Here is a 14,181-nt window from a genome sequence, read left to right on the forward strand (position 1 = left end):
GGGTCAGGCCTGTTCGCGCAGTTCTTCGCGCTGCTGCTTGAGCAGCTTGCTCTTGATGCGGTTGCGCTTCAGGGGCGAGAGGTATTCGACGAACACCTTGCCGAGCAGGTGGTCGAGTTCGTGCTGGATGCACACGGCCAGCAGGCCGTCGGCCTCGATGGTGCGCCGCTCGCCGTTCTCGTCGAGCGCCTGCACCTTGACCGAGGTGGAACGCATCACGCCGTCGTAGATGCCGGGCACCGAAAGGCAGCCTTCCTCGTTCAGCACCTTCTCGTCGCTGGCCCAGGTGATTTCGGGGTTGATCAGCACGATCGGCTGGTTGCGCTCCTCGGACACGTCGATGACCACGAGGCGCTCGTGCACGTCGACCTGCGTCGCCGCCAGGCCGATGCCGCTGGCGTCGTACATGGTCTCCAGCATGTCGGCCACCAGGGCCTTGATGCGGGCGTCGAGGCCCTGCACCGGCTTGGCCACGGTGTGCAGGCGCTTGTCCGGGTAACTCAGAATGATTCGTTTAGCCATGAAATCGGGGGAAAGTTGTGGCTATTTTCGCCAATTCCGCGACCAGACGCGACGCGCGGCACCGAAAACGTTGCCCTCCCAGGGGCTTCAGCGCAGAATTCGTAGCAAATTGTGAGATTCGTATGCGCGGCGATACTTCGCGCGCTCACCATCCAGACATGAAAAAGCTCAGATTCACCGACCACCAGCGCCCTCATCTTCTTGCAACGCTGACAGCCCTGGCGGTGCTCGGCGGCTGTGGCGCCACGACGGCCTGGGCACAGAATTACCCGGTCACGCCCCAGCAGCGGGCCACGGCCCAGCAAACCGCCCAGCAGGGTGTGCCCCTGAGCGAACTGGCGCCCAACGCGCCCGACGAATACACGGTCAGGCCCGGCGACACGCTCTGGGCCATTTCACGCCTCTTCCTGCTGCGCCCCTGGCGCTGGCCGGAGCTCTGGGGCATGAACATCGATGAAATCGCCAACCCGCACCGCATCTACCCGGGCCAGGTGCTCTACCTGGACAAGACCGGCGGCCGGGCACGCCTGACCACCCGCCGCGGCGGCTTCGGCGGCGAAGGCGGCACCATCAAGCTGTCACCGCGCACCCGTTTCGATTCGCTGGCCGGCATGGCATTGCCCACGCTCAACCCGAGCGTCATCGAGCCGTTCCTGAGCGAACCCATCGTGGTGGACGCCAACACCCTGGACAGCGCCCCCCGCATCGTGGCGGGCAACGACAGCCGTGTGCTGCTGTCGCGCGGCGACCGGGCCTATGCCCGGGGGAACGCCGAATCGCCGCTGGTCGAGGCCGCGGGCCCGGTACAGAACTTCCGCGTCTTCCGCACCGCCACGCCGCTGAAAGACCCCGGCACGGGTGAAATCCTCGGCTACGAGGCGCAGTACCTGGGCAAGGCACGGCTGCAGCGCGGCGAGTCGACCACCATCGAGACGGTGCAGGACAAGGACGTCATCACCGTGGTGCCGGCGAGCATCGACATCGTCGCATCGCGCGAGGAAATGCGCGCCGGCGACCGACTGCTGCCCGAGCCGCCGCGCCAGCTCCTGAGCTACGTGCCGCGCGCACCGTCGACGCAGGTCGAAGGCCGCATCATCTCCGTCTACGGCAATGCGGTGCAGTTCGCGGCGCAGAACCAGGTGGTGGCCATCAACAAGGGCACGCGCGACGGGGTGGACAACGGCCATGTGCTGGCCATCCTCAAGAACGGCGAGACCATCCTCGACCGCACCGGCGCGCGCAAGGAAACCATCAAGCTGCCGAACGAACGCATCGGCCTGCTGATGGTGTTCCGCACTTTCGAGAAAGTGTCCTACGCGCTCGTGCTCGAAATCAACGACACTCCGCGCGCCGGCGACTTCCTCGTCAATCCCTGACCTGCGGCCCCGGCTTTCTCGAACACAGGTTTGGAACGCGCAGAACTCGCAGGTTGGCTGCGGCTTTCATTGACGCCAGGCGTCGGCGACGGCGCCGCTCGGCGGTTGCTCGCGGCCTTCGGGCTGCCTGAGCAGGTCTTCGCGCAACGCGACGCCGCGTTGTGCGAGGTCGTCTCGCCAGCCCAGGCCGCGGCATTGCAGCAGACGCCCCCCAACCTGCAGGCGCAGATCGACCTGACCTGGCAGTGGCTGCACGCCGGGGACAACGGCACTTCGCGCCGCGTCGTGACGCTCGGCGACGACGGCTACCCCGCCTCGCTGCTCGAAATGACCGATCCGCCGCTGCTGCTCTACGTGCTGGGCGCCGCCGACTACAACCTGACGCAGCTCGGCCACAGCATCGCGGTGGTGGGCAGCCGCAACCCCACGCCGCAAGGCGCCACCAACGCACGCAGCTTTGCCCGCGCCCTGGGCGAGGTGGGCCTGCCTGTGGTGTCGGGCCTCGCGCTGGGTGTGGACGGCGCGGCGCACCAGGGTGCGCTCGACGCGGCCGGCGACACGCCGCGGCTGGCCACGGTGGCCGTGGTCGGCACCGGGCTCGACCGCGTGTACCCGGCGCGGCACCGCGACCTGGCACATCGCATCACGCAGCAGGGGCTGATCGTGAGCGAACTGCCGCTCGGCACACCGCCGCTCACGCAGAATTTCCCGAAGCGCAACCGGCTCATTGCCGGGCTGGCGCGCGGCACGCTGGTGGTGGAGGCAGCGCTGCAATCGGGCTCGCTCATCACCGCGCGGCTCGCGTCGGAGCAGGGCAAGGAAGTGTTCGCGATTCCGGGCTCGATCCATTCACCGCAATCGCGCGGCTGCCATGCGCTGATCCGCCAGGGCGCGAAGCTCGTGGAATCGGTGAGCGACATCCTCGAGGAGCTCCCGCCGTTGCGCGTCCCGATCGCGGCCGCAGCGTCGTCTACCACCGGCAACGGGCACGGGGCCACTCCGACCGAAGATCCGCTGCTGGACGCCCTCGGCTTCGACCCCGTGAGCCTCGACGCGCTGAGCGCGCGCACCGGCTGGAGCGCGGCCGCGCTGCAGGCCAGGATGCTCGAACTCGAGCTGGACGGCCAGATCACACGCCTGCCCGGCGGCCTCTTCCAGCGCATGGCCACCACCTGATTGGTCTCTTCTCCTTCGCAGGCGAAGAAGAAGAGACACGAAGTGCACGAAGCCCGAGGGCGAGCGACCACTTCCTGGGCTATATTGGGCCCATGTTCGAAGTGCTTGTTTTTGTGTACGAAAACTATTGGCGCGGCGATGCCTGCCCCGAACCCGAGCAACTGGGCCGCAAGCTCAGTGCGCACGGCTTCGAGGCAGAAGAAATCCGCGACGCCCTTCACTGGCTCGACGGCCTGAGCCTTGCCACGCAAGGCATGCAGATCGAGCACCGCACCAAGGACAGCGCCACGGTCACGCTGCGCGGCGCGCCCGAAGCGGCCATGCCGCAGTCGGACGACGCCATGCGCGTCTACTCGCAGGCCGAGCAGGAGCACCTGGGTGCCGAGTGCCTGGGCTTCATCAGCTTTCTCGAGTCGTCTCAGGTGCTGCCCTGCGGCTTGCGCGAAATCGTGGTCGAGCGCGCCATGGCGGCGCCGGGCGACCCGGTGGCGCTCGACGAGCTGAAGATCATCGTGCTGATGGTGCACTGGAGCACCGGCATCGAGCCCGATGCGCTGGTGCTCGACGAGCTCTGCGAGTCCCGCGAAGGCCGCACGGCCCATTGACCCGGGGGCCCGGCGCCCCGTCCACAGACTAGTTCAGCAGCCGTTCCGGGTTGGCGTCCAGCTTGGCCAGCGCCTCGCGCGTGGCGCGCACGGTGAGCGTTTCTTCCTCGGCCGGCACCAGCAAGCCCGCCTGCAGGTAGCTCGCGAGCCGCCCCGCCTGGATCAGGAAACTGCGGCCGTCCGCCGAGGCGAACAGGTGCAGCTTCTTGCGCTCGCTGCGCCAGACGAACTGAACCTGGCTCACGCGGTCGTTGTGGTCCAGCATGAACCAGTTGCCCACCTGCAGTTCGTGCGCCCAGGCCAGCATGTCCTCGGCCACCTTGGTGCCGCCGGCATCGGGAATCACCTCGATCGATGCGGCGTCCACTCCCAGCAGCAGCTCGATGCTGTGGGCGTCCAGCGGCAGGTCGTCGCCGGCCCCGCCCTCGTCGCTCACGAAGTCTTCCAGGTGCGTCAGCCGTTCGGCCATGGCTTCGATCTTGGCCTGCGGAATCGCCTCGGTCTTCGACAGGAAGGCATCGGACAGCGTGGCGCCGATGATCTTGATGTGCGCCTCCTGCGGCTCGTCGACGATGCCCAGCAGCGCCATGCCCTGGCGCAGGCGCTGCAACAGCTGCGGCAGGTCTTGAATCACGCGGGCGCGGTCGGTGCGGTTGGGCTTGGCGCTGGCGGCCCACACCAGTTCGGAGGCCACGCGCTTGAGCATGACGGTCTGCTCGCCCTGCGCGCCGTAGCGCAGGGCGGCGATGGCCAGCACCTCGGCCCAGACCTTGAACAGGAACTCGCGGATCTCTTCGCGCACCGGCATGTCGTTGAGCATCTTGCGCAACTCGATGGTGTACTGGATCGCCATCGTTTCCTTCTGCTCGACCTGCTGCGCCACGCTCATCACGCGCTGCGTGGTGTCGCTCTGCGTGAGGTAGCGGTTGAGGAAGGCGACGAACTCGTCGAACACCAGCTTGAACACCCGCTGGCCCGTTTCAGGGTATTGCTCGATGACCTGCACCACGCGGCGGATCTCGCCTTCGAGCGCGCTGCCGGTGATGGCCGCCGCATCGAAGCCCATCACGCACGAGCCCATGCGGTCGATCAGCATGCGCGCGGGATGCTGCAGCGTGCCGAAAAACTCTGGCTCGGCGATGGCCACGCGAAGCACCGGCATCTGCAGCCGGGCGAACCACACGCGGGCGGAGAACGGAATGCGCTCTTCGGCCAGGATGGCCTGGAACATCAGCGCGACGATCTCGACCGTGGCCTTGTCGGCCGTGGTGGGCGCGCGCTTCTTGAGCTCGGCGGTGCGCCGGCGCATGTCCACCGCCGTCTGCTGCATCAGCGTGGCCTGCTCGCCGGTGCCGTCCATGAACTGGGTGGCGGCCATCCGGTAGGCGACCTCGGCGTCGGCGATGGCGCCGGCAAAGGTCCTGGAAAAGACGCGGGGTGGCGCGGTGCCCGCGACCTGGCTCGCATTGCTGCCACCGCCGCTGCCGGTTGCTCGTCCTTCAGCGCCCGAGGCCGGGTACTGCCCGGCCGAGCCGCCCGCATCGCCGCCGATGCGTGCGGCGACGAAGCGCTTCAGGCTCAGCAGCGCTGTCTGAGCACGCTGCCGCGCGACCATCAGGGGCGAGCCGCCCGTGGTGCCCGTGGTGGCCGTGGACGAGGCCGCCGCGTTCGAAGACGCCGAAGCCTGCTGCCCGTCGGATCCGAAGCCTGCGCGCGGCCCACCGCGCGGACCGCCCGGCATGCCGCCGTCCATCGGCACGCCGGACGACGTGGCCGGTCCACCGCTGCCGGCGGCGCCGGCGCTGCCCGTGCGGCGCACGAAACTCTTGAGGTCGATCTCCTCCATCACGCCGTTGGCGATCAGGAAGGCGTTGGCGCTCTGGTAGGCCTTGACCACCACCTCGACCAGCCCCTGCTGCACCGTGTCCTGCACCCGGGTCCACAGCCCGCGGCTCAGGCCGGCCGCCAGCCATTGTTCGACCAGCAGCTTGGCCAGCGTCTCGGGCTTGAGCACGTCCCTGGCGTCGAGCTCGGTCGTGCCTTCGAGGTGCTGGATGCGCAGGCGCAGGTCGCTGATCTCGAAACTGGCCTTGTCGTGGATCATCTGCGCCAGGCGCGACGAAAGGATGTTGCTCTCGACCACCTCGTCGCCGATCAGTTCGAGCCGCAACGCCGAAGGCACCGCCGACGCGCTGCCGGCCGAGGCGCCCAGCGCCTTGCGCCAGCCGGTCTGCGCAAGCGTCACCCATTGCGTGGCCTGGCCCTGGAACGCCACGAAGTCGTCGCGATGTTCCTGCATGGCGCGGGCGTTGCCGGCCTCGGAGGAGATGGCCGTCAGCCGGTCGCGGATCGCGCGGGCCAGCGGCGCAATGGCGCCTTCCGTTGCCAAGACGAAACGCTCACGCGTCTCGCGTGCGAGCTGCTGGGAAGAGGCGGACCGCGCAATGCTCATTGAAAAGTCGGAAAGACCCGGATATTCGAATTCGATTCGTCAGCAACAACCGAGAGCTTGCATCGGGATGCGCAACCGCACAAGTGCGCGGAGTGCCCGGCGTTGCATGCGAACCGCAGCGCGGCGCGGCCGCCGCCTGATGAAAGCCTGAAGTATCCGTCAGACCACCGCGCCGGCGTTGGGATCGTCTTCGGACTCCCCGTCGCGCTTCGTCGGGCCGCCCTTGACCAGGTCTTCGCGCTTCACCCCCAGCCACATCGCGATGGCAGCCGCCACGAAGCACGAGGAGTAGATGCCGAAGCAGATGCCGATGGTCAGTGCCAAGGCAAAGTAATGCAGGGTCGGGCCGCCGAAGAAGAACATCGACAGCACCACCAGCTGCGTGGAGCCGTGGGTGATGATCGTGCGGCTGATGGTCGAGGTGATCGCGCTGTCGATCACTTCGGAGGTTGTCATCTTGCGGTAACGCCGGAAATTCTCGCGAACCCGGTCGAAGATCACGACCGACTCATTCACCGAGTACCCCAGCACCGCCAGCACCGCCGCCAGCACCGCCAGCGAGAACTCCCACTGGAAGAAGGCGAAGAAGCCCAGGATGATCACCACGTCGTGCAGGTTGGCCAGCACGGTGGAAAGCGCGAACTTCCATTCGAAGCGGAACGCCAGGTAGATCATGATGCCGAGGACCACCATGCCCAGGGCCTTCAGGCCGTTGGTGGTGAGTTCCTCGCCGACCTGCGGGCCGACCACCTCGATGCCGCGCTGCGTGGCCGACGCGTCGACCGACTTCAGCGCTCCCATGACCTGCGCGCTCTGCTGGTCGGAGCTCATGCCCTTCTGGGCCGGCAGGCGGATCTGCACGTCGCGCGAGCTGCCGTAGCTCTGCACCTGCACGTCGGGATAGCCGAGCTTGCCGATGGCGTCGCGCACCTTGCCGATGTCGGCCGACTGCTCATAGGCGACCTCCATCACGGTGCCGCCCGTGAACTCGACCGACAGGTGCAGCCCGCGGTGGAACAGGAAGAACACCGCCAGCGCGAAGGTGACGAAGGAGACGATGTTCAGCACCAGTGCATGGCGCATGAACGGGATCGTCTTGTGGATGCGGAAGAATTCCATGGCGCTTGTCCTCGACCTTTACTTGGTGGCCACGGCCGAGCCGTCGGTCGTTGGGCGCCAGACGGTACCGATGGACACCGTCTTGAGCTTCTTCTTCTGGCCGTACCAGAAGTTCACGAGGCCGCGCGAGAAGAACACGGCGGAGAACATCGAGGTGACGATGCCGATGCAGTGCACCACCGCGAAGCCGCGCACCGGGCCCGACCCGAAGGCCAGCAGCGCGATGCCCGCGATGAGCGTGGTCACGTTGGAGTCCAGGATGGTGCCCCAGGCGCGTTCGTAGCCCGCGTGGATGGCCGCCTGCGGCGACGCCCCGTTGCGCAGCTCTTCGCGCACGCGCTCGTTGATCAGCACGTTGGAGTCGATGGCCACGCCGATGGCCAGCGCCATGGCTGCGATGCCGGGCAGCGTGAGCGTGGCCTGCAGCATCGAGAGAATGGCCACCAGCAGCATCAGGTTGACGGCCAGCGCGATCGAGGAGAACAGGCCGAACAGTGCGTAGTACGCGCACATGAACACCATGATCGCCAGGAAGCCGTACATCACGCTCTTGAAGCCCTTCTCGATGTTGTCGGCGCCCAGGCTCGGACCGATGGTGCGCTCCTGGATGATTTCCATCGGCGCGGCCAGCGAGCCGGCGCGCAGCAGCAGCGCGAGGTCGCTGGCTTCCACCACCGTCATGGAGCCCGACACCTGGAAGCGGTTGCCCAGCTCGCCGTTGATCGACGGGGCCGTGAGAACTTCGCCCTTGCCCTTTTCGAAGATCAGCATCGCCATGCGCTTCTTGTAGTTCTCGCGGCTGACGTCGCGCATGATGCGCCCGCCCTTGGCGTCCATGGTCAGGTCGACCTTGGGCTGGTTGCTCTGCTGGTCGAAGCCGGGTTGCGCGTCGGTGAGGTTCTCGCCGGTGACCAGCACCTGCTTCTTCACGATGACGGGGCGGCCCTGGCGGTCGAGGAATTTCTCGGAGCCGAACGGCACTGGGCCGCCGCTCAGTTCGGCCGAGCGGCCTTCGGCGCTTTCGTCGACCAGGCGCATTTCGAGCGTGGCGGTGCGGCCCAGGATTTCCTTGGCCTTGGCCGTGTCCTGCACGCCGGGCAGCTGCACGACGATGCGGTCCAGGCCCTGCTGCTGGATCACCGGTTCGGCCACGCCGAGTTCGTTGATCCGGTTGTGCAGCGTGGTGATGTTCTGCTTGAGCGCGGCGTCCTGCAGGCGGCGCGCAGCCTCCGGCTTGATGCTCGCCACGAGGCGCCAGTTGCTGCCGTCCTGGCTGTCGGTAGTGCTCAGGTCGGTGAACTGGTCCTGGATGACGCGCTTGGCCGCCTCGAGCGCGGCCGCATCGCGAAAGCTCACTTCCACGGTCTGACCGTTGCGGCTCACCGAGGTGCCGCGGATGTTCTTGTCGCGGAAGGTGGTGCGCAGGTCGCTGGCGAAGGACTCGGCCTTCTTGTCGATGGCGCCCTTCATGTCCACCTGCAGCAGGAAGTCGACGCCGCCGCGCAGGTCGAGGCCCAGGTACATCGGGAACGCGTGCAGCGCGGTCAGCCACTTGGGCGAGCGCGACAACAGGTTCAGCGCCACCGTGTAGGGCGGGTCGCCGGCGTCGGGCACCAGGGCGCGCTGGATCACGTCGCGCGCCTTGAGCTGGTCGTCGGGGGTGGTGAAGCGGGCGCGCAGGGAGCCGGCGTCCAGCGTGATGAGGTCGGGCGTCAGGCTGGCAGCCTTCAGCGCCTCTTCGACCCGGGTCTGGGTGGTGGCGTCGACCTTGACGGTCGTCTTGGCCGCCGACACCTGCACCGCAGGTGCCTCACCGAAGAAATTGGGCAGGGCATAGATGAGCCCCACGAGCAACACGATCACGATGATCGCGTACTTCCAGACCGGGTAACGGTTCATGAGAAAACGCTTTTCTGAAACGGAACACGGCGTGAATTGGGGCCCTGCGCCGCAAAGCGCAAGGTTCAGCTCACGCCTTTATTTGACGGCGCCCTTGGGCAGGACCTGCACCACGGCGCTGCGCTGGATCTTGATCTCGACGCCGTTGGCGATCTCGAGGCCCAGGTACTGGTCGCTCATCGAGGTGATCTTGCCGAGCACGCCGCCGGCGGTGGCGACTTCATCGCCCTTGGCCAGCGCTTCGATCATGGCGCGTGCTTCCTTCTGGCGCTTCATCTGGGGCCGGATCATCACGAAATACAGCACCACGAACATCAGCACCAGCGGCAGCATGCTGCCGAGCGAGGACAACATGTCACCGCCGCCGGCTGCGGCAGGCGCGGTTTGGGCGAAAGCAGAGGAAATGAACAAGAGAGTCTCCAGCAGAGGGAAGAGAAAAGGATGGGAGCGCGGGCAGCGTCCGCGGTTCCTTGGGGCTGGCGGCCGCATGGGATGCGCACCGCAAGTCAAAGCGCGGCGGGGCTTGGCCGCGCACAGCACCGGGCATTGTATTCGGCGCGCAAGGCCGCTCCACGCGCTTATCCGGCGCGGTGGGGAGGGCTTTCCGGGTATTCAACCAGCGCGGAGTCCGCTACGTTTTCAATAGCAACGGGCGTCCAGTGGACGCCCGTACGCTCGCAAAAACCCTGAAATTCAGGCCGCCACGCGCTGCGCCTGCGGGTTGCGCCACTTGGCCAGCAGCTCGCTCCAGCGGGTGCGGGCGGCCGCCAGGTTGCGCTCCTTCACATGGCCGTAGCCGCGAATCTGCTCGGGCAAGCCGGCAATCTCGAGTGCCAGCGCGTGGTTGTCCGCGCGCAGGGCGCCGATCACTTCCTCGATGCTGGCGCGGTACTCGCCGATCAGCGCGCGCTCGGTCTTGCGCTCCTCGGTGCGCCCGAAGATGTCGAGCGCCGTGCCGCGCACGCCCTTGAGCTTGGCCAGGAACCTGAAGCCGGTGAGCATCCAGGGGCCGAACTTCTGCTTCTGCAGCTGGCCCTTGGCGTTCTTCTTGGCAATGATCGGCGGCGCCAGGTGGTAGTTGAGCTTGTAGTCACCTTCGAACATGCCCTCGACGCGGTCGAGGAACGAGCGGTCGGTGTGCAGGCGGGCGACTTCGTACTCGTCCTTGTAGGCCATCAGCTTGAACAGGTAGCGCGCCACCGTCTCGCTCAGCCCCGTGCGGCCCAGTGCCGATTCGGCCTGCTGCACCTTGCCGACGAACTGCTTGTATTCGGCGGCGTAGGCGGCGTTCTGGTAGCCGGTCAGGAACTCCACGCGGCGGGCCACGAGGCTTTCGAGCGTTTCGCGCTTCTTGAACTCGATGACCTGGCCGGGACGCACGCGCTTGTGGAAATCTTCCGGACGCACGGCCGCCTGGCGGCCCCACTCGAAGGCGGTCTTGTTGTTCTCGACGGCCACCGCATTCAGCTCGATGGCGCGCATCAGCGACTCGTGCGCCAGCGGCAGCCAGCCCTTTTGCCAGGCGTAGCCCAGGATCATCGGGTTCACGTAGATGGTGTCGCCCATCAGCGCGGTGGCTGCGGCATCGGCGTCGAAGGTGCCCATGCCGTCGATGCCCACGGCGCGCGCAATTTCGGCGGCGCAGGCGTCTTCGGGGTTCTGCCAGTTGGCGTTGCGCACGAAGGCGGCGGTGGGCGAGCTGTGGGTGTTGAGCGCCACGTGCGTGCGCCCTTCGCGCATGCGCGCCATGGTTTCGCCGTTGATCGTGACCAGCGGGTCGCACGCCAGGATCAGGTCGGCCGCCGCGGTGCCCACGCGGGTGGTGCGAATGTCGTCCTGGGTGTCGCCGATGAGCACGTGGCTCCAGGTGGCGCCGCCCTTTTGCGCAAGGCCGGCCGCGTCCTGCGTGACGATGCCCTTGGCCTCGATGTGCGCGGCCATGCCCAGCAGCTGGCCGATGGTGATGACGCCGGTGCCGCCCACGCCCGCGACCACCACGCCCCAGACCTTGCCGCCCGCCAGCGACGGCAGCGCGGGCTCGGGCAGCAGGCCGAACTCGGCCGGCGTCGCGCCCTTGCTCTTGCTCTTCTTCTTGAGCTGGCCGCCTTCGACGGTGACGAAGCTCGGGCAGAAGCCCTTCAGGCAGCTCATGTCCTTGTTGCAGCTGCTCTGGTTGATGGTGCGCTTGCGGCCGAATTCGGTTTCCAGCGGCTCCACGCTCAGGCAGTTGCTCTGCACGCTGCAGTCGCCGCAGCCTTCGCAGACCAGCTCGTTGATGACCACGCGCTTGGCCGGATCGACGGCCGTGCCCCGCTTGCGGCGGCGGCGCTTTTCGGTGGCGCAGGTCTGGTCGTAGATGATGGCCGTGGTGCCCGGCATGGCGCGGAACTCGCGCTGGATGTCGTCGAGCAGGTCGCGGTGCTTCACCTGCACGTGGTCGCCCGGAATCGACACGCCCTCGTACTTCTCGGGCTCGTCCGTGACGATGACCACTTTCTTAGCGCCCTCGGCATGCAGGCTCTCGGCAATCTGCAGCACCGAGTGCCCTTCGGGCCGCTCGCCGACCTGCTGGCCGCCGGTCATGGCGACCGCGTCGTTGTAGAGGATCTTGTAGGTGATGTTCACGCCCGCCGCGATGCTCTGGCGAATGGCGAGCAGGCCGCTGTGGAAGTAGGTGCCGTCGCCCAGGTTCGCGAAGATGTGCTGGTCGGTCGTGAAGGGCTGCTGGCCCACCCACGGCACGCCCTCGCCGCCCATCTGCGTGAAGCCGATGGTGGAGCGGTCCATCCAGGTCGCCATGAAGTGGCAGCCGATGCCGCCCATGGCGCGCGAGCCTTCGGGCACCACGGTGCTGGTGTTGTGCGGGCAGCCCGAGCAGAACCATGGCTGGCGCGTGGCGTCGGCCACGCTGGTGGACGCTTGCTGCACCACCATCGAGCGCTCCTTGGCCTCGAGGATGGCGAGCTGCGCGTCGATGCGCGCGGCCATGTCGGCGCCGGCGGCGGCCAGCAGGCCGGTCTTCTTCAGGCGCGCGGCGATGGCCTTGGCGATGAGCGCGGGGCTCAGGTCGGCGTTGGCGCGCAGCAGCGTGTGGGCGGTGGGGTTGGGCATCGACCATTCGCCGCCGGAGTAGCCGTCGTCGCTCGCGCCCTGGCCTTCGTCGAACTTGCCGACCACGTTGGGCCGCACGTCCGAGCGCCAGTTGTAGAGCTCTTCCTTCAGCTGGTATTCGATGACCTGGCGCTTTTCCTCGACCACCAGAATCTCTTGCAGGCCGGTGGCGAATTCGCGCGTGAGCTGCGCTTCCAGCGGCCACACCACGCCCACCTTGTGCAGGCGAATGCCCAGCTGGCGGCAGGCCGCGTCGTCCAGGCCCAGGTCGATCAGCGCCTGGCGCGTGTCATTGAAGGCCTTGCCGCTGGCCATGATGCCGAAGCGGTCGTTCGGGCCTTCGATCACGTTGTAGTTCAGGCGGTTGGCGCGGATGTAGGCCAGCGCGGCGTACCACTTGTAGTGCATGAGCCGGGCTTCCTGCTCCAGCGCATGGTCGGGCCAGCGGATGTGCAGGCCGCCGGGCGGCATCTCGAAGTCGGTGGGAATGACGATCTGCACGCGCTCGGGGTCGATCATGGCCGTGGCGCTGGACTCCACGATTTCCTGGATCGTCTTCATGCCCGACCACACGCCCGAAAAACGGCTCATGGCGAAGGCGTGGATGCCCAGGTCGAGAATTTCCTGCACGTTCGCCGGAAAGAACACCGGCGTGCCGCAGGCCTTGAAGATGTGGTCGCTCTGGTGCGCGGCCGTGCTGCTCTTGGAGATGTGGTCGTCGCCGGCCACCGCGATCACGCCGCCGAACTCGGTGGTGCCGGCCATGTTGGCGTGCTTGAACACGTCGGAGCAGCGGTCCACGCCCGGGCCCTTGCCGTACCAGATGCCGAAGACGCCGTCGAACTTGTTGGTGCCCTGGGGGGAGAAGCCCAGTTGCTGGGTGCCCCATAGCGCGGTGGCCGCGAGCTCTTCGTTCACGCCCGGCTGGAAGACGATGTTCTGTTCCTTGAGGAACTTGCTGGCCTTCCACAGCGCCTGGTCGTAGCCGCCCAGCGGCGAGCCGCGGTAGCCGCTGATGAAGCCGGCGGTGTTCTTGCCAGCCTGCTTGTCGCGCAGCTGCTGGAGCATCGGCAGCTTGACGAGGGCCTGGACGCCGCTCATGAAGGCACGGCCGTAGTCGAGCGAGTATTTGTCGTCGAGGGTGACCGTTTGCAGGGCCTTGAGAATGTGCGCGGGCAGCGGTGCATTCATATATGTCTTGTCTCCGTGTGGCAGGGCCTTGTGGGCCTGGCTGATGGGTGTGGGTCTGTGCCCGGGTAGGGCGCGAGCCCATGATCACGCAAAGTGTATGCCGGGGTCCGCGACAGGTGTTTGCGTTCTTTGCCCTGAAAAACCCTCTTTCAGAAAGAATATTGCTTAACATCGCCTCCCATGGAAAGCATTGATAAGTTCGACCTTGCAATCCTGCAAGAACTGCAGGCCGACGGCCGCCTCACCAACGCCGAGCTCGCGCAGCGCGTGGGCCTGTCGGCCGCGCCCTGCTGGCGCCGGGTGCGCGCGCTGGAAGAGGCCGGCTTCATCAAGGGCTACCACGCCGAGATCGACCGCCACAAGATAGGGCTGGGCGTGCTCGCCTTCGTGCGGGTGGACACCGAGCGCGTCACCCACGAGGCCACGCGCAAGCTGGAGGACGCGATCCGCAAGCTGCCCGACGTGATCGCCTGCCACTACATCAGCGGCACCGGCACCTTCGAACTGCAGGTGGTGGCGCAGGACCTGGACAGCTTCTCGGCCTTCGCGCGCCAGCACCTGATGAACCTGCCGAACGTGAAGGACCTGCACACCAGCTTCTCGCTGGGCGAGGTGAAGGCCAGCAGCGCGCTGCCGCTGGGGCACCTGGCGCGCTAGACGCCTGCGGCAGGCCGCGGGCGCGGCGTGTGCGAGCATGCGCCACCCCTCATAGCCCGCGAAAGACGCCTCC

At 67.1% G+C, this 14,181-nt stretch carries 10 protein-coding genes; 4 read left to right on the forward strand and 6 right to left on the reverse strand.

Annotated features, from left to right (window positions below; all coding sequences use genetic code 11):
* Window positions 1-3 precede the first annotated feature (3 nt).
* The gene (gene def / locus ACSFBM_RS29725) at window positions 4-522 is read right to left on the reverse strand and encodes a peptide deformylase (protein WP_435487589.1); all 519 of its coding nucleotides are present in this window, start codon (window positions 520-522) and stop codon (window positions 4-6) included.
* Window positions 523-680: 158 nt separating this feature from the next.
* On the opposite strand from def, the gene ACSFBM_RS29730 reads away from it, so the two are divergent.
* From ACSFBM_RS29730 to ACSFBM_RS29740, 3 genes are all read left to right on the forward strand, one after another.
* Window positions 681-1,898: a LysM peptidoglycan-binding domain-containing protein gene (locus ACSFBM_RS29730; protein ID WP_435487590.1), complete on the forward strand. Its 1,218-nt coding sequence runs from the start codon at window positions 681-683 to the stop codon at window positions 1,896-1,898.
* Window positions 1,899-1,928: 30 nt separating this feature from the next.
* A complete protein-coding gene (gene dprA, locus ACSFBM_RS29735) occupies window positions 1,929-3,074 on the forward strand; it encodes a DNA-processing protein DprA (RefSeq protein ID WP_435487591.1) in 1,146 nt (381 codons plus the stop codon).
* A gap of 92 nt (window positions 3,075-3,166) precedes the next feature.
* Window positions 3,167-3,679, forward strand: coding sequence for a Smg family protein (locus tag ACSFBM_RS29740; RefSeq protein ID WP_435437431.1), 513 nt, complete (start codon window positions 3,167-3,169; stop codon window positions 3,677-3,679).
* A 28-nt stretch (window positions 3,680-3,707) separates the two neighbouring features.
* On the opposite strand, the gene ACSFBM_RS29745 is transcribed toward ACSFBM_RS29740, so the two are convergent.
* The 5 genes from ACSFBM_RS29745 to ACSFBM_RS29765 all read right to left on the reverse strand — a co-directional run bounded on the left by ACSFBM_RS29745 (window position 3,708) and on the right by ACSFBM_RS29765 (window position 13,451).
* A complete protein-coding gene (locus tag ACSFBM_RS29745) occupies window positions 3,708-6,131 on the reverse strand; it encodes a DUF1631 family protein (protein ID WP_435487592.1) in 2,424 nt (807 codons plus the stop codon).
* Between the two features lie 159 nt (window positions 6,132-6,290).
* Window positions 6,291-7,250 carry a protein translocase subunit SecF gene (gene secF, locus ACSFBM_RS29750; protein ID WP_435487593.1) on the reverse strand — a complete coding sequence of 320 codons (960 nt, stop codon included), beginning with the start codon at window positions 7,248-7,250 and terminating at the stop codon, window positions 6,291-6,293.
* Window positions 7,251-7,268: 18 nt separating this feature from the next.
* The gene (gene secD / locus ACSFBM_RS29755; RefSeq protein WP_435487594.1) at window positions 7,269-9,149 is read right to left on the reverse strand and encodes a protein translocase subunit SecD; all 1,881 of its coding nucleotides are present in this window, start codon (window positions 9,147-9,149) and stop codon (window positions 7,269-7,271) included.
* 78 nt (window positions 9,150-9,227) lie between these two features.
* Entirely contained in the window at window positions 9,228-9,560 is a 333-nt protein-coding gene (gene yajC / locus ACSFBM_RS29760; RefSeq protein ID WP_435437427.1) for a preprotein translocase subunit YajC, read from the reverse strand.
* A 282-nt stretch (window positions 9,561-9,842) separates the two neighbouring features.
* Entirely contained in the window at window positions 9,843-13,451 is a 3,609-nt protein-coding gene (locus ACSFBM_RS29765; protein ID WP_435487595.1) for an indolepyruvate ferredoxin oxidoreductase family protein, read from the reverse strand.
* A gap of 180 nt (window positions 13,452-13,631) precedes the next feature.
* Between ACSFBM_RS29765 and ACSFBM_RS29770 the strand changes: the two genes are divergently transcribed.
* On the forward strand, window positions 13,632-14,108 hold the full coding sequence (locus tag ACSFBM_RS29770; RefSeq protein WP_435487596.1) for an Lrp/AsnC family transcriptional regulator: 477 nt from the start codon (window positions 13,632-13,634) through the stop codon (window positions 14,106-14,108).
* The last annotated feature ends 73 nt before the right edge of the window (window positions 14,109-14,181 follow it).

Origin of the sequence: Variovorax pasteuri, from assembly GCF_051216435.1 — a bacterium.
Lineage (GTDB): Bacteria > Pseudomonadota > Gammaproteobacteria > Burkholderiales > Burkholderiaceae_C > Variovorax.